The organism is Novosphingobium ovatum (genome assembly GCF_009909235.1).
Classification (GTDB): Bacteria; Pseudomonadota; Alphaproteobacteria; order Sphingomonadales; family Sphingomonadaceae; genus Novosphingobium; species Novosphingobium ovatum.
Genome location: NZ_JAAAPO010000002.1, coordinates 385,174 through 401,448, shown reverse-complemented (window position 1 = coordinate 401,448; position 16,275 = coordinate 385,174). Strand labels below are relative to the sequence as shown.

The window sequence follows — 16,275 nt, the reverse complement described above, 5'->3', positions numbered from 1 at the left end:
TCAGACAGCCTTGGTCAAAGCCACGGCCGCACCGCGCGCCAGAGCGCCCAGCCACCCCGTAAGCAAATAGCCCAGCGGCGAGATGAACAGCCCGGTCACAATCAGCAAAACCGCGTTCAGCGACCCGACTTCACCCGTCACCTTGTCGGCGGGTTCATCGAAATACATCACCTTCACCACCTTGAGGTAGTAGAAAGCACCGATCACGCTGGCCGCAATACCAATCACCGCCAGCGGCAGCAGACCGGCAGCAACGGCAGCCTGAAACACGACGAATTTGCCCCAGAAACCGAACAACGGCGGAATACCGGCCAAGCTGAACATCACTGTCGCCAAAGCGGCAGCCAGACCGGGCTTGGTCCGCGACAGACCGGCCAGATCGGCGATCGATTCCACCGACTTGCCATCTGCGTCGCGCAGCGAGAGCACCACGACGAAACCGCAAAGCGACATCACGACGTAAATCGCCAGATAGGTCAGCATAGCGGCCGAGCCATCGGTGGTGGCCGCGGCCAGACCAACCAGAATGAAACCGACGTTGTTGATCGACGAATAGGCCATCAGGCGCTTGATATTGCCCTGACCGATCGCGCCCAGCGCGCCAACCACGATCGAGGCGATAGAGGCAAACATCACGATCTGCTGCCAAGCGGCGACTTGACCACCAAAGGCCATCAAGCACACGCGCATGGTCAGGCCCATCGCCGCCACCTTGGGCGCCGTGGCAAAGAAGGTCGTCACCGGGGTCGGCGCACCTTCATAGACGTCGGGCGTCCACATGTGGAACGGCACAGCGCTGATCTTGAACGCCAGACCAGCCATCATGAACACGATGCCAAAGGTCGCGCCCATCGACAGGCTGGTGCCCGCCGCCAAAGCCTTGGCAATGGCGCCAAAGCCGGTGCCACCGGTAAAGCCATAGGTCAGGCTCATACCAAACAGCAGGATGCCCGAAGCCAGTGCGCCCAGCACGAAATACTTCAACCCCGCCTCGGCCGAACGCCCATCCGTGCGCAGCATCGCTGCCATCACATAGGCCGCAAGGCTGTTCATTTCGAGGCCGATATACAGCGTCATCATGTCGGTAGCCGACACCATCAACCCCATGCCCAGCGCCGCAAACAGCATCAGAACGGGGTATTCGGCACGATAACCGCCATTACGTTCAAAGAACGCCGGCGCAACCATCAGCGAGACGGCAGCGGCGCCATAGATCAGCACCTTGGCATAAGAGGCAAAGGCATCAACCGACAGCTGGGCGTAAAACGCCGAGGCATCAGCCCCGGACAGACCCGTCGACACATTCGGCCAAACAAGCGCGATCGCAGCGAACAGCACGCCAACCGCCGCCCAAGTGATGGCACGGCCCTTGGCGGGCGCCCACGCGCTCACCAGCAACAGCACCAGCCCCCATACGCTCAGCAGATCCTCTGCCGCCAGAAGGCGAAGGGAAACAGCCCAGGACATTACTTTTCACTCCCTTCGGCGGCGTGCTCAGCGCCATGTTCCACCGGCGCGGCACCAGCGTGACCGCCTTCACCATGCTCATCCTCAGCAGGCGCGGCATGACCAGCGGTCACAGCGGCATCCCCCTTGGGCGCGGTCGGCGCCAGACGCGCCTCCAACGTGGCGATATCCTTGCGCATCGGCGCGATGAAGCTTTCGGGGTAGATCCCCATCCACAACGTTGCAGCGGCCAGCGGCACCATCATCAACCACTCACGCACATCCATGTCCGGCATGGCGGCGGCATCAGCGTTCTTCTGATCGCCAAAGCACACGCGGCGGTACAGGAACAGCATGTAGGCTGCGCCCAGAATGATCCCGGTGCCCGACACCAAAGCCACCCAGCTCGACTTTTCATAAATGCCCGCCAGCGACAGGAATTCACCCACGAAGTTCGCCGTGGCCGGCAGACCGACCGAAGCCATCGTGAAGAACATGAAGAACAACGAGTACTTGGGCATGTTGATCGAAAGACCGCCGTAACGGTTGATCTCACGGGTATGCAGACGATCATAGATCACGCCCACAGCCAGGAACAGCGCGCCCGACACCAGGCCGTGCGCCAGCATCACCATCATCGAGCCTTCGAGGCCCATACGGTTGAAGGCGAACAGCCCGACCGTCACAATCGCCATATGCGCGACCGACGAATAAGCGATCAGCTTCTTCATGTCGTCCTGCACCAGCGCGACCAGCGAGGTATATACCACCGCCACCATCGACAGGCCCCACACCAACGGCGCGAAATAGGCCGAGGCATCGGGAAACATCGGCAGGCTGAAGCGGATGAAGCCATAGCCCCCCATCTTGAGCAGCACGCCCGCCAGAATGACCGAACCAGCGGTCGGCGCCTGCACGTGCGCGTCAGGGAGCCACGTGTGGACGGGCCACATCGGCATCTTGACGGCAAACGAGGCAAAGAACGCCAGCCACAGCCACTTTTGCGCAGATACCGGGAAATTGTACTGCATCAGCGTCGGGATATCAGCCGTGCCAGCCTGGTTCACCATCCACAGCATGGCGATCAGCATCAGCACCGACCCCAGCAGCGTGTAGAGGAAGAACTTGTAGCTGGCGTAGATGCGATCCGCGCCGCCCCAGATACCGATGATCAGATACATCGGGATCAGGCCTGCTTCGAACAGGATGTAGAACAGGAACAGATCCTGCGCCGCGAAAACGCCGATCATCAGCGTTTCCATCAGCAGGAAGGCCGCCATATATTCTGGCACGCGTTTGGTGATCGAATTCCAGCTGGCGCCGATGCAGATCGGCATCAAAAACACCGACAGCACGATCAGCAGCAGGGCGATACCATCGATCCCCAGCGCATAGTTAAAGCCCGAAAACAGCGCGGCGCGTTCGGTGAACTGCCATTGGGGGCCGTCGATCTGGAATTGCGTCCACAGGACGATCCCCAAAGCCAGATCGATCAGAGTTGCCAACAGTGCCAGCATGCGCGCCGTTCCGGCCGAGACCAGAAGGCAGGCCAGCGCCGCGATAAGCGGCACCGCCAGCATCAGCGAAAGGATGGGAAAACCGGTCATTGCATGATTGCCTTAATTTCGACCACGTCGCTGTGTCGCTTTACCGAACCAAAACGTAGCTGACGGCTGCCACCAGCCCCAGCAGCATCCACAGCGCATAGCTGTTGAGCAGACCGGACTGGATCTTGCGCGCCTGCGCCGAGCCGGCAGCCACCACCGCAGCGGCGCCATTCGGGCCAAAGCGATCGATGAAGCCGATATCCCCCGCCTTCCACAGCACGCGGCCAATGGCGAATGCCGGGCGCACGAACAGGAAGTTGTAGAGCTCGTCGAAGAACCACTTGTTGTAGAAGAAGGTGTGCAGCGGACGGACCACCGCCACGAACTTCGCCGGGAAGCCGGGGTTGATGATGTAGGCGTAGATTGCCCCCAACAGACCCGCGCTCATCACGCCGAACGGCGCCCACTTCACCCACAGCGGCACAGCATGCATCGCGTGGATCAGGTGCTCGTGGAACACCAGGCTGCCCTTCCAGAATTCACCCGTACCTTCGGAAACAAAGGCATGGTTGAACACGAAACCAGCAAACACCGCGCCCACCGACAGAATGATCAACGGCAACAACATGACGATCGGGCTTTCGTGCGGGTGATAACCCGCCGTACCGTCATCATCATGGGCATGGCCGTGATGATCATCGTGACCGTGCGCGTGATCATGCCCGTGGCCGTGATCGTCGTGAACGGCATGCTGGATGTGCTCCGACTGCGACCAACGGGCCTTGCCGAAGAAGGTCAGGAACACCAGACGCCACGAGTAGAACGAGGTCAACAGCGCCGCCGTAATGCCCATGAAGAAGGCGAAATGGCCAACGCCGGTGCCCGAACCATAGGCAGCCTCAAGGATCGAATCCTTCGAGTAGAAGCCCGCGAAACCAAACACGTCGACAATGCCAACGCCGGTGATCGCCAGCGTGCCCATCATCATCGCCCAGTAGGTTACCGGGATCTTCTTACGCAGCGCGCCGTAATAGCGCATGTCCTGCTCGTGGTGCATCGCATGGATGACCGAGCCAGCGCCCAGGAACAACAGCGCCTTGAAGAAGGCGTGGGTAAACAGGTGGAACATCGCCGCGCCATAGGCACCCGAACCAGCCGCAAAGAACATATAGCCCAGCTGCGAACAGGTCGAATAGGCGATGACGCGCTTGATATCCCACTGCGTGGTACCAACCGTTGCAGCAAAGAAGCAGGTCAGCGCACCAACCACCGTCACCACCTGCATCGCGGTCGGGCTGACCTCGAACATGGGCGAGAGGCGGCACACCATGAACACGCCCGCGGTCACCATGGTCGCCGCGTGGATCAGCGCCGACACAGGGGTCGGACCTTCCATGGCGTCAGGCAACCACGTGTGCAGACCCAGCTGGGCCGACTTACCCATCGCACCGATGAACAACAGCACGCACAGCACCGTCATGGTATCGAAACGCATGCCGAACGCGCCAATGGTGCTGCCATGCATGGCCGGGGCCGCCTCAAGGATCGCTGGGATCGACACGGTGCCGAACACCAGGAAGGTCCCGAAAATACCCAGCATAAAGCCAAGGTCACCCACGCGGTTGACGACGAACGCCTTGATCGCGGCCGCGCCAGCGCTGGGCTTGCGGAACCAGAAACCGATCAGCAGGTACGAAGCCAGACCCACGCCTTCCCAGCCGAAGAACATCTGCACGAGGTTGTTGGCCGTCACCAGCATCAACATCGCAAAGGTGAACAGCGACAGATAGGCAAAGAAGCGCGGCTGATCGGGCTCCTCGCTCATGTACCCCCACGAATAGAGGTGCACGAGGGCCGACACGCTGGTGATCACCACCAGCATCACCGCCGTCAACGTGTCAACGCGCAGTTCCCAGTTGAACGCTAGATCGCCCGATTGCACCCACTTGAGCACGGGAACAACCGTGGCTTCGGCGCTACCGGTCAGGAAGCTGATGAAAATCGGCCATGACAGCGCACAGGCCAGCAGCAGACCGCCGGTCGTGATGACCTTGGCCTGGACCTTGCCCAGCGCCTTGTTACCAAGGCCGGCAATGATCGCCGCCAGCAGCGGAACGAAAACAATGAAGAGGATCGAATGCACTGCCCCTTACCCCTTCATCTGGTTGACATCGTCAACCGCGATCGTGCCGCGGCCACGGAAATAGATGACGAGAATGGCCAGACCAACCGCCGATTCACCGGCAGCCACGGTCAGGATGAACATCGAAAAGATCTGGCCGACCAGATCATGCAGATAATGCGAGAAAGCCACCATGTTGAGGCTGACCGCCAGCAGGATCAATTCGATCGCCATCAGAATGATGATGATGTTCTTGCGATTGAGGAAAATCCCCAGGACGCCCAGCACGAACAGGATCGAGCTGACGGCGACATAATGTTCAATGCCGATCATAGTCCCCTCCCCTTACAGCTGGACGCCCTTGCCCACTTCGGGCTGGACATTGACGATGGCGTCGTCCGGACGGCGCGCAACCTGACGCGAAATGTTCTGGCTGCGCACGTCACCACGTTCACGATGGGTCAGCACGATCGCGCCAATCATAGCCACCAGCAGGACAAAGCCCGCCGCTTCGAACAGGAACAGGTAACGGCTGTACAGCAGAGCCCCCACCGCAGCGGTATTGCTGGCGCCGGCGATCGCCGCGCCATGGCCATCGGCCACGCCCAGTTGCAGGCCACCGGCATGATAGGCACCGACGCCCATCACCAGTTCAGCCAGCAGCACCAGCGCGATGCCCAGACCCAATGGAAAATTGCGGATGAAACCGGCGCGCAGCGTGGCGAAATCGATGTCCAGCATCATCACCACGAACAGGAACAGCACCGCCACCGCGCCGACATAGACGATGACCAGCAGCATCGCGATGAACTCGGCCTGCAACAGTACCATCAGACCAGCGGCGTTAAAGAACGCCAAGATCAGCCACAGCACCGAATGGACCGGGTTGCGCGCCAGAATGGTGTTCAAACCAGCCACGATCGCCAGTCCGGCGAACAGGTAAAAGGCAATAACTTCAATCATGATGCCCGCCCCTTACCGATAGGCCGCATCGGCTTCAAGGTTCGCGGCAATAGCACGCTCCCACTTGTCCCCGTTGGCTAACAGTTTCGCCTTGTCATACAGCAGTTCGGCACGCGTTTCGGTCGCGTATTCGAAATTCGGCCCCTCGACGATGGCATCAACCGGGCACGCTTCCTGGCAAAAGCCACAGAAGATGCACTTAGTCATGTCGATGTCGTAGCGCGTGGTGCGGCGGCTGCCGTCTTCGCCACGCGGTGCGGCCTCGATCGTGATGGCCTGCGCCGGGCAGATCGCCTCGCACAGCTTGCACGCGATGCAGCGTTCCTCGCCGTTGGGATAACGGCGCAGGGCGTGCTCACCACGGAAACGCGGGCTCAGCGGGTTCTTTTCAAAGGGGTAGTTGATCGTCGCCTTGGGCTTGAAGAAATACTTCAAGGTCAACCAATGCGCCTTCACGAACTCCCACAGGGTGAAGCTCTTGATGAGCTGTCCGACGGTCATGCGAAATGCCCCGTATACATCAGATAGCCGCTGACCAGTACAACGAACAGCAGCGAGACAGGCAGGAACACCTTCCAGCCCAGACGCATCAGCTGGTCATAGCGATACCGAGGCACGGTCGCCTTCACCCAGCTGAAGATGAAGAAGAAGAAGAAGATCTTGAGCAGCAGCCACACCACGCCAGGCACCAGATAGAGCACCGGAATGTCAAGCGGCGGCAGGTAACCACCCCAGAACAGAGTCGCGTTCAGCGCGCACATCAGCAGCACGTTGCCATATTCACCCAGCCAGAACAGCGCGAAAGCCATCGACGAATATTCGGTCTGGTAACCTGCGACGAGTTCGCTCTCGGCCTCGGTCAGGTCGAAGGGCGCACGCTGCGTTTCGGCCATGCCCGAGATCAGGAACATCACCCACATCGGGAACAGCAGCGGGTTGGCAACGAAACCGTTGATGATGCCGAATACATGACCGCGCTGCGCCTCGACAATGGTGCCCAGGTTGAACGAGCCCGCCCACAGCACAACGCAGATCAGGATGAAGCCAATCGAGACTTCATAGCTGATCATCTGTGCCGAAGCGCGCATCGCCGAGAAAAAGGGATACTTCGAGTTCGACGCCCAACCGGCCATGATCGTGCCGTAAACGCCCAGCGAGCTGATCGCGAGGACATACAGCAGGCCCACGTTGATATCGGCCAGGATCGCGCCCGAATTGAACGGGATCACCGCCCAGGCCAACAGCGTGACGGTGAAAGTCACGATCGGACCGATGACAAAGATGCTCTTGTTCGCGGCGGTCGGAACGATGGTTTCCTGCAGGAACACCTTCAGACCGTCAGCGAACGACTGCAAAATACCCAGCGGGCCAACCACGTTGGGACCACGGCGCAGCGCCATGGCAGCCCAGATCTTGCGGTCGACATAGATGATCATCGCCACGCCCAGCATCAGCGGCAGCGCAATCAGCAGAATGCCCGCGATGGTCGACAAGAACCACGCAAGTTCATACGACCAGCCAAAGACAGATTGGAAGAAGGCGGTCATTCCGCAGCCTCCGCTTGGGGTTCAGCCCCGTGCAGCAGCTCAGCCGAACAACGCTGAAGCGTCTCGCTGGCCCGTGCGACCGGGTTGGTGAGGTAGAAATCCTTGATCGGATAAGCGATAGTGCCAGCGGCCTTGCCGGTAACGCCGGTGGGCAACGCGCCGTAATCGGCCAGCCCTTCAACGCCCAACGCCGGCACGGCAGCGGTCATCGCCGCGCGCAGCTCGTCAAAGCTGTCGAAACCGACATTCACGCCCAACGCATCGGCCATGGCACGCAGGATCGTCCAGTCTTCACGCGCTTCACCGGGTGCAAACACCGCCTGATCGGCGATCTGCACGCGGCCTTCGGTGTTGACGTAAGTGCCCGACTTTTCGGTGAAGGCCGCCGCCGGCAGGATGACATCGGCCGCATGCGCGCCCTTGTCACCATGATGGCCGACATAGACGATCATGCTGTCGGCGAACTTGGTGTAATCCACCTCATCCGCGCCCAGCGAGAGGAGCATCTTGGGCTTGGCCGCAACCAGATCGGCAATGCCACCCTTTTGCGCATAGCCCAGCATCAGGCTGGCCATCCGCGAAGCGGCCATGTGCAGCACGTTGAAACCGTTCCACACCGTGCCATCGTCCAGCGTACGGACCAGCTTAAGCTGCTCGGCAATCGACAGGCCAACTTCCAGCGCACCCTTGGCGAGCGCCGCACCGCCGATGATCAGCGCCGGACGCGCCGCGCCGTTCAGCGCCGCCCAGACATGCGCCGGCAGCAGGTTCAGGATATCGGCATCCTCACCCAGGAACTCGGCCGGGAAGGTCGTGTCCCACTTGGGCCCAATGACAAACACCTTGGCACCACGCTTCACCGCCTTGCGCAGGCGAGCGTTCAGCAGCGGGGCCTCCCAACGGATGTGGCTGCCCACGATCAGGATGGCATCAGCCGTCTCAATCCCGTTCAGCGTGGTGTTGAAATTCACCGCCGCAAGGTTGGAACAGTCATACGCCAACCCGGTCTGACGCCCTTCGAGCAGCGAACCGCCCAGCGCATTGACCAGCTTCTTGGCCGCAAACATCGTTTCGGCATCAACCATGTCGCCAGCGACGGCAGCAACGCTGTTGCCCGGCGCGATCTTGGCAACGGCGGCCAGCGCCTCTGCCCAGCTGACCGGCACCAGCTTGCCATCCAGACGGATGTACGGACGGTCCAGACGACGCTTGCCCAGACCATCGGCCATATAGCGGCCCTTGTCGCTGATCCACTCCTCGTTCACATCATCATTGATGCGCGGCAGGATACGCAGGACTTCGCGGCCACGGGCATCGACACGGATGTTGGCGCCAATGGCGTCCGACACGTCGATCGACAGCGTCTTCTTCAGTTCCCAGGGACGGGCTTCAAACGCGTAAGGCCGCGAGGTCAGCGCGCCGACCGGGCACAGATCGATGACGTTGGCCGACATCTCGTGCTTGGCGGCCTTTTCCAGATAGGTGCTGATCTGCGTCGCTTCACCGCGATACAGCGCGCCAATCTCGTCCACGCCGGCGATTTCCTCGCTGAAACGGACGCAGCGCGTGCAGTGGATGCAGCGCGTCATCACCGTCTTGATCAGCGGGCCCATGTACTTCTCGGTCACCGCGCGCTTGTGCTCGTGGTAACGGGAAGAGCCGCGGCCATAGGCCACCGACTGGTCCTGCAGATCGCACTCGCCACCCTGATCGCAGATCGGGCAATCCAGCGGGTGGTTGATGAGCAGGAACTCCATCACCCCTTCGCGGGCCTTCTTGACCATCTCGCTGTCGGTGCGGATTTCCTGACCTTCCGACGCCGGCAGGGCGCAAGACGCCTGCGGCTTGGGCGGTCCTGGCTTCACCTCAACCAGACACATGCGGCAATTGCCGGCGATGGACAGACGCTCGTGATAACAAAAGCGCGGGATTTCCTTACCGGCCAACTCGCAGGCCTGCAGGACGGTCGCGCCTGCCGGAACCTCGAGCTCAACGCCGTCGACTTTAACCTTAGGCATTACTCAGCAGCCTCCCGCATCGCGCCCTTTTCGGCAATGCGACGCTCAATCTCGGGGCGGAAATGGCGGATCAGGCCCTGGATCGGCCAAGCGGCCGCGTCACCCAAGGCACAAATCGTGTGGCCTTCGACCTGCTTGGTCACGTTCCACAGCATGTCGATTTCGTCCACGCTGGCATCGCCTTCGCGCAGACGTTCCATCACGCGCCACATCCAGCCGGTGCCCTCACGGCACGGCGTGCACTGGCCGCAGCTCTCATGCTTGTAGAAGTAGGACAGACGGCTGATGGCGCGCACGATGTCGGTCGACTTGTCCATGACAATGACCGCCGCCGTGCCCAGACCCGAACCGACAGCGCGCAGACCGTCAAAGTCCATCGGCGCGTCCCAGATCTGTTCAGCCGGAACCAGCGGCACCGACGAACCGCCGGGGATCACCGCCAGCAAATTGTCCTTGCCGCCGCGAATGCCACCGCAATGCTTCTCGATCAGCTCGCTGAACGGGATCGACATCTCTTCCTCGACCACGCAGGGCTTGTTCACATGCCCCGAGATCTGGAACAGCTTGGTGCCCTTGTTGTTCTCGCGTCCAAAGGACGAGAACCACGAAGCGCCACGACGCAGAATGGTCGGCGCCACCGCGATCGATTCCACATTGTTCACAGTGGTGGGGCAGCCATACAGGCCGGCACCCGCCGGGAACGGGGGCTTGAGACGGGGTTGGCCCTTCTTGCCCTCGATGCTCTCGATCATCGCGGTTTCTTCGCCGCAGATATAGGCGCCAGCGCCGCGATGGACAAAGACGTCAAAGTCATAGCCCGAACCGCTGGCGTTCTTGCCCACGAGCCCCGCGGCATACGCCTCGTTTACAGCGGCCTGCAGCGTCTCGGCTTCGCGGATATATTCACCGCGAATGTAGATGTACGCCGCGCGTGCGCGCATCGCAAAACCGGCAACCAGCGCGCCCTCGATCAGCTTGTGCGGATCATGGCGGATGATTTCGCGGTCCTTGCACGAACCCGGCTCGGATTCGTCGGCATTGATGACCAGAAAGCTGGGACGACCGTCACGGCTTTCCTTGGGCATGAAGCTCCACTTCATGCCGGTGGGGAAGCCCGCACCGCCACGGCCGCGCAGACCGGAGTCCTTGATTTCCTGAATGATCGCGTCCTGCCCGCGTTCCAGCAGCGCCTTGGTGTTGTCCCAATCGCCACGCGCGCGGGCCGCATCCAAACTCCACGACTGATAGCCGTAGAGATTGGTGAAAATGCGATCCTTGTCCTGAAGGGCCATGACTTACCACTCCCCCCGATAATCGTGATTTTCGCTGACCATCGCCGTCAGGTTCGACAGCGCGCCGGACGGTTCCACCGTGTGGCGGCCCGGTTCCTGCGTACCAGCCTTGGGCGTTTCGCCACGGGCCAGCGCGTCCAGCACAGCGTCCAGACGCTCAGCAGTCAGATCCTCGTAATTGTCGTCGTTGATCTGCACCATCGGCGCCGAGGCGCAGTTGCCCATGCACTCCACCTCGGTGAAGGTCCAAAGACCGTCCTGCGAAACGCCGCCAGTCGGCATCCCGCGCTTCTTGCAGGCCGAGATCAGATCGTCCGACCCGCGCAGCATGCAAGGCGTCGTGCCGCACACCTGAACGTGGAAACGGCCCACCGGGATCAGGTTGTACATGGTGTAGAAGGTCGCAACCTCGACCACGCGGATCACAGGCATGTCCAGATAGGCGGCAATGAATTCCATCACCGGGATCGGCAGCCAGCCCTGCGTGTTCGTTTCTGCGCCAACCTGACGCTGCGCCAGATCCAGCAGCGGCATCACCGCCGAGCGCTGACGTCCTTCGGGATAGCGCGCAACGACTTCCTTGGCCTTGGCGGCGTTCGCCTCGGTCCAGGCAAAATTGCCCCAGCGCGCGCGCAGCTCGGGGCTGTCGGGGTAAAGATGACGATCAGCCATTAGCGGATGAACTCCACGCGAGAGCACTTGTCGCCCTCGAACGAATAGACGGCGATGACTTCGAACGGTTCGACGAGTTCCGAACCGTCACTGGCAGGCCCGCGCGTCACATATTCGCGAAACAGCACATAATTGCCGATGGCCTGCTTTTCGCGGATCTCGGCATGGTTTTGCGGCCATTTGGCAAAGGCGGCGGCCAGACCCGTGCGGGTCCCTTCCTTGCCTTCGCGCACGACGGCGCCGCGATAACCCGCCTCACACGCGTCCTCGGTCATGTACGAGACGTACAGATCGGCGTCCTGCGCGTTATAAGCCGCGATCATCGCCTCTGCGGTAGCCAGATTGCTCACCGGTCACACTCCCCGAACACGATGTCCATCGCGCCCAGAATGGCCGTGATGTCGGGCAGCATGTGGCCCTTGGACATGAAATCCATCGCCTGCAAATGGCTGAACGCGGTCGGCCGGATCTTGCAGCGGTACGGCTTGTTGCCGCCATCCGACACCAGATAGACGCCGAATTCGCCCTTGGGGCTTTCGGTGGCGACGTAAACCTCGCCCGCCGGAACGTGGAAGCCCTCGGTGTAGAGCTTGAAGTGATGGATCAGCGATTCCATCGAGCTCTTCATCTCGGCGCGCTTGGGCGGGCTGACCTTTCGGTCCTCGCTCGTCACCGGACCCTGAGGCATGTCACGCAGACACTGCTTCATGATCTTGGCCGACTGGCGCACTTCCTCGACACGCACCATCATGCGGTCATAGCAGTCGCCCGAAGTGCCCACCGGAACGTCGAATTCGACCCGGTCGTACACGTCATAAGGCTGCGCCTTGCGGATGTCCCAGGCGATGCCGCTGCCGCGGATCATCGGGCCCGAAAAGCCCCACGCCAGCGCGTCTTCCTTGCTGACCACGGCGATATCGACGTTGCGCTGCTTGAAGATGCGGTTGTCGAGCACCAGGCTCATCGCGTCTTCGAACAGTTCAGGCAGACGGTGGTCCAGCCAGATCGCCAGATCGTCCAGCAACGCCTGCGGCACATCGCGCGCCACGCCACCGGGGCGGAACCACGCCGAGTGCATGCGCGCGCCCGAGGCGCGTTCGAAGAAATTGAGGCAGTCTTCGCGGATCTCGAACAGCCACAGGTTGGGCGTCATCGCGCCCACGTCCATGACGTGGCTTCCGATGTTCAGCATGTGGTTGCAGATGCGCGTCAGTTCCGCAAACAGCACGCGCAGATATTGCGCGCGCAGCGGCACTTCCAGGTTCAACAGCTTTTCCACCGCGAGCACATAGCTGTGCTCCATGCCCAGAGGCGAGCAGTAGTCCAGACGGTCGAAGTAAGGCAGCGCCTGCAGGAACGTCTTGTGCTCGATCAGCTTTTCGGTGCCGCGATGCAGCAGGCCGATATGCGGATCGACGCGTTCGATGATTTCACCGTCCAGTTCGGTCACCATGCGCAGCACGCCATGCGCGGCCGGGTGCTGGGGACCAAAATTGATGGTGTAGTTGGTGATGACCTCGTCGCCGGTGGTCGGCGACTGTTCCAGCGTCAAACCGGTCACTTCGCGCCTCCCTCAGCCTTCTCGTCGCCCGGCAGCACATAATCTGCGCCTTCCCACGGGCTCATGAAGTCGAACTGACGCAGGTCCTGCGCCAGCTTGACCGGCTCATAGACCACGCGCTGCAACTCGTTCGAGTAGCGCAGTTCCTGATAGCCCGTCAGCGGGAAGTCCTTGCGGAAGGGATGCCCTTCAAAGCCATAGTCGGTCAGGATGCGGCGCAGATCCAAATTGCCGGCGAACACAACGCCGTACATGTCGAACACTTCGCGCTCCAGCCAACCGGCGACCGGCCACAGCGTGGTGACGGTGGGCACAGGGGTCGCCTCGTCGGTGGACACCTTGACGATCAGGCGGTGGTTTCTGGTCACCGACAACAGGCAGTAGACCACCTCGAACCGCTCGGCGCGGTCGGGATAGTCAACCCCGGCGATTTCCATCAACTGCTGGTATTCATGCGCGTCACGCAGAATGCGCAAGCCGGCCTCGGCCTGCTCACGCACCAGCGTCACGATCACTTCGCCATGGGCCTCGACGATCGAGACCGCCTTGTCGCCCAGCGAAGCGGCCAACGCCTCAACCAGACCCTCGGCCGCAACATAGCGGGGGGCGGAATGCAGAACAGTCATCTTCTCCCTCCCCTCAACGCTCGATCGTGCCGACGCGGCGGATCTTCCGCTGCAACTGCATCAGACCGTACAGCAAGGCCTCGGCAGTCGGCGGGCAGCCGGGGATATAGATATCCACAGGCACGATGCGGTCACAACCGCGCACCACCGAGTACGAGTAGTGGTAGTATCCACCGCCGTTGGCGCAAGACCCCATCGAGATCACCCACTTGGGGTTCGACATCTGGTCGTAAACCTTGCGCAGGGCGGGCGCCATCTTGTTGCACAGCGTACCGGCAACGATCATCACGTCCGACTGACGCGGCGATGCGCGCGGCGCGGCGCCAAAACGCTCCATGTCATAGCGCGGCATGTTGACGTGGATCATTTCCACGGCACAGCACGCCAGACCAAAGGTCATCCACCACAAAGAGCCCGTGCGGGCCCATTGGAACAGATCCTCGGTGGAGGTGACGAGAAAGCCCTTGTCCGAAACCTCCTGGCTCAGGTCCTTGAAAAAGGCCTGATCAGGCTGGATCAGGCGGCCATTGGCCGCCATGACGGGCTCAAGAGGATTGATGTTGCTCATTCCCAGTCCAGAGCTCCCTTCTTCCAGGCATAGATGAACCCGATGATGAGTTCGGCAAGGAACACCATCATCACGCACCAACCGGCCCAACCGGTGTGCTTCAGGCTGACTGCCCAGGGAAACAGAAAGGCTGCTTCCAGGTCAAAAATGATGAACAGGATCGCTACCAGATAGAAGCGCACGTCGAACTGGCTACGCGGGTCCTCGAAAGTCGGAAACCCGCACTCATATTCTGAGAGCTTGTCCGCTTCGGGCTTGTACGAGCCGGTGAGACGAGAGACTGCCATCGGCAGGAAAACGAAGGCCGTGGAAAGACCCAGGGCGACGCCCAGGAAAATCAAAATCGGCAGGTATTGCGACAGGTCGACCAAGAGCTGACTCGCATATTAACAGTGGCTTTTGCGGCCCCTAGTCCGATGCAGCCGTCCGCGCAAGTGGGGAGACCCACGAGTTTTGCGACCAAGCGCCCGCATCCACAGGCAAATCAGCGTAAACGCCCCTTGAAAACTTTGCGCCGCGCCCCACGCAAGTGTCGCAATTGCGCCATAATCGCGGGGTCTGGGGTGGATCGGGCATGCGTATGCATTGCCATTGCCGCATTGCAGCACTATCTGTCGGCCGAGCCACACAAATCACGTTTTTCCCAAACTTCATGCAAGAGGCAGCTTGAACATGGCCCATTTTTCCGCCGCCGATCCGATCGTGATCCTTTCCTATGCGCGCACGCCGATGGGCGCGATGCAGGGCGCGCTGGCTGATGTGTCGGCCACCGATCTGGGCGCCACCGCGGTCAAGGCGGCCGTCGAACGCGCCGGGATCGAGGGTGGCGCCGTCACGCGCGCCTATATGGGCTGTGTTCTGCCCGCTGGTCTGGGTCAGGCCCCTGCCCGTCAGGCCGTGATCAAGGCTGGTCTGCCGCAGTCGGTGCAGGCCACCACCGTGAACAAGGTGTGCGGTTCAGGCATGCAGACCGTCATCATGGCCGCCGAGGCGCTGGCCGCAGGCAGCATCGACATCGCCATCGCGGGCGGCATGGAAAGCATGACCAACGCGCCCTACCTGTTGAAAAAGCACCGCTCTGGCGCGCGCATCGGCCATGACACGGCCTATGACCACATGTTCCTGGACGGTCTGGAAGACGCCTATGAAGGCGCGGCGATGGGCTCTTTCGCCCAGATTACCGCCAATGATTACGCCCTGACGCGTGAGGGCATGGACGCCTATTCGATCGAGTCGCTGGCCCGCGCCAAGGCTGCGGTGACCGAGGGGCGCTTTAAGGATGAGATCGTCCCCGTGACGATCAAGACCCGCGCAGGCGAGGTGGTGGTCGACACCGATGAAGCCCCCGCCAAGGGCCGCCCGGACAAGATCCCCGGTCTCAAGCCCGCCTTTGCCAAGGATGGCACGATCACGGCTGCCTCGTCCTCGTCCATTTCGGATGGTGCGGCGGCGATGGTTCTGACGCGCGCCAGCGTGGCGACGGCGCAGGGCCTGACGCCTGTGGCTACTGTAGTGGCAATGGACGCCCACGCCCATGACCCGCGCCTGTTCACCACTGCCCCTGTCGGCGCCATCCAAAAGGTGCTGGACAAGGCGGGCTGGACCATCGCCGATGTTGACCTGTTCGAGGTGAATGAGGCTTTTGCCTGTGTCGCCATGTTCGCGATGCACGATCTGGGCATCCCGCATGACAAGATTAACGTCAACGGCGGCGCCACTGCTCTGGGCCACCCGATCGGCTGTTCGGGCGCGCGCATCATCGTCACGCTAATCGCCGCGTTGAAGGCGCGCGGGCTGAAGAAGGGTGTCGCGGCCCTGTGCATCGGCGGCGGCGAAGGGACGGCCATCGCCGTCGAACTGCCCTGATACAGATAACGGCGCGGCGGGTGGGGCAGCCCCCATCCGCCGCCGCA

Annotated in this window: 16 protein-coding genes; 1 reads left to right on the top strand and 15 read right to left on the bottom strand. The window is 61.4% G+C overall.

All coding sequences use genetic code 11. The features are described from left to right. The 15 genes from nuoN to ndhC are packed head-to-tail and all read right to left on the bottom strand — an operon-like array spanning nt 1 to nt 14,733. On the bottom strand, nt 1-1,467 hold the full coding sequence (nuoN, locus tag GTZ99_RS06010; RefSeq protein WP_161717361.1) for an NADH-quinone oxidoreductase subunit NuoN: 1,467 nt from the start codon (nt 1,465-1,467) through the stop codon (nt 1-3). Further along, the gene (locus GTZ99_RS06005) at nt 1,467-3,053 is read right to left on the bottom strand and encodes an NADH-quinone oxidoreductase subunit M (RefSeq protein ID WP_161717360.1); all 1,587 of its coding nucleotides are present in this window, start codon (nt 3,051-3,053) and stop codon (nt 1,467-1,469) included. The genes nuoN and GTZ99_RS06005 overlap by 1 nt, the downstream gene beginning before the upstream one ends. Nucleotides 3,054-3,093: 40 nt before the next feature. Next, nucleotides 3,094-5,136 carry an NADH-quinone oxidoreductase subunit L gene (gene nuoL, locus GTZ99_RS06000; protein WP_161717359.1) on the bottom strand — a complete coding sequence of 681 codons (2,043 nt, stop codon included), beginning with the start codon at nt 5,134-5,136 and terminating at the stop codon, nt 3,094-3,096. Nucleotides 5,137-5,142: 6 nt separating this feature from the next. Further along, on the bottom strand, nt 5,143-5,448 hold the full coding sequence (gene nuoK, locus GTZ99_RS05995) for an NADH-quinone oxidoreductase subunit NuoK (protein WP_161717358.1): 306 nt from the start codon (nt 5,446-5,448) through the stop codon (nt 5,143-5,145). 12 nt (nt 5,449-5,460) lie between these two features. Then, nucleotides 5,461-6,078 carry an NADH-quinone oxidoreductase subunit J gene (locus GTZ99_RS05990; RefSeq protein ID WP_161717357.1) on the bottom strand — a complete coding sequence of 206 codons (618 nt, stop codon included), beginning with the start codon at nt 6,076-6,078 and terminating at the stop codon, nt 5,461-5,463. 12 nt (nt 6,079-6,090) lie between these two features. Next, nucleotides 6,091-6,579: an NADH-quinone oxidoreductase subunit NuoI gene (nuoI, locus tag GTZ99_RS05985; protein WP_161717356.1), complete on the bottom strand. Its 489-nt coding sequence runs from the start codon at nt 6,577-6,579 to the stop codon at nt 6,091-6,093. Next, entirely contained in the window at nt 6,576-7,625 is a 1,050-nt protein-coding gene (nuoH, locus tag GTZ99_RS05980) for an NADH-quinone oxidoreductase subunit NuoH (protein ID WP_161717355.1), read from the bottom strand. Before nuoH ends, nuoI begins: the two co-directional genes overlap by 4 nt. Next, nucleotides 7,622-9,643, bottom strand: a complete 2,022-nt coding sequence (gene nuoG, locus GTZ99_RS05975; RefSeq protein ID WP_161717354.1) for an NADH-quinone oxidoreductase subunit NuoG — start codon at nt 9,641-9,643, stop codon at nt 7,622-7,624. Before nuoG ends, nuoH begins: the two co-directional genes overlap by 4 nt. Next, complete coding sequence (gene nuoF, locus GTZ99_RS05970; RefSeq protein WP_161717353.1) at nt 9,643-10,935, bottom strand: NADH-quinone oxidoreductase subunit NuoF; 1,293 nt, start codon at nt 10,933-10,935, stop codon at nt 9,643-9,645. The genes nuoG and nuoF overlap by 1 nt, the downstream gene beginning before the upstream one ends. Before the next feature lie 3 nt (nt 10,936-10,938). Then, nucleotides 10,939-11,607 (bottom strand): complex I 24 kDa subunit family protein, encoded by a 669-nt coding sequence (locus GTZ99_RS05965; protein WP_161717352.1) that lies wholly within the window; start codon nt 11,605-11,607, stop codon nt 10,939-10,941. After that, complete coding sequence (locus GTZ99_RS05960) at nt 11,607-11,957, bottom strand: nuclear transport factor 2 family protein (RefSeq protein ID WP_161717351.1); 351 nt, start codon at nt 11,955-11,957, stop codon at nt 11,607-11,609. The genes GTZ99_RS05965 and GTZ99_RS05960 overlap by 1 nt, the downstream gene beginning before the upstream one ends. Next, complete coding sequence (locus tag GTZ99_RS05955) at nt 11,954-13,159, bottom strand: NADH-quinone oxidoreductase subunit D (RefSeq protein WP_161717684.1); 1,206 nt, start codon at nt 13,157-13,159, stop codon at nt 11,954-11,956. Before GTZ99_RS05955 ends, GTZ99_RS05960 begins: the two co-directional genes overlap by 4 nt. 5 nt (nt 13,160-13,164) lie before the next feature. Then, nucleotides 13,165-13,794: an NADH-quinone oxidoreductase subunit C gene (locus GTZ99_RS05950; RefSeq protein WP_161717350.1), complete on the bottom strand. Its 630-nt coding sequence runs from the start codon at nt 13,792-13,794 to the stop codon at nt 13,165-13,167. A gap of 13 nt (nt 13,795-13,807) precedes the next feature. After that, nucleotides 13,808-14,362, bottom strand: coding sequence for a NuoB/complex I 20 kDa subunit family protein (locus tag GTZ99_RS05945; RefSeq protein WP_227711133.1), 555 nt, complete (start codon nt 14,360-14,362; stop codon nt 13,808-13,810). Next, the gene (ndhC, locus tag GTZ99_RS05940) at nt 14,359-14,733 is read right to left on the bottom strand and encodes an NADH-quinone oxidoreductase subunit A (RefSeq protein WP_161717349.1); all 375 of its coding nucleotides are present in this window, start codon (nt 14,731-14,733) and stop codon (nt 14,359-14,361) included. Before ndhC ends, GTZ99_RS05945 begins: the two co-directional genes overlap by 4 nt. A gap of 301 nt (nt 14,734-15,034) precedes the next feature. Here ndhC and GTZ99_RS05935 point away from each other — a divergent pair, with 301 nt between their 5' ends. Continuing rightward, complete coding sequence (locus GTZ99_RS05935) at nt 15,035-16,228, top strand: thiolase family protein (protein ID WP_161717348.1); 1,194 nt, start codon at nt 15,035-15,037, stop codon at nt 16,226-16,228. The last annotated feature ends 47 nt before the right edge of the window (nt 16,229-16,275 follow it).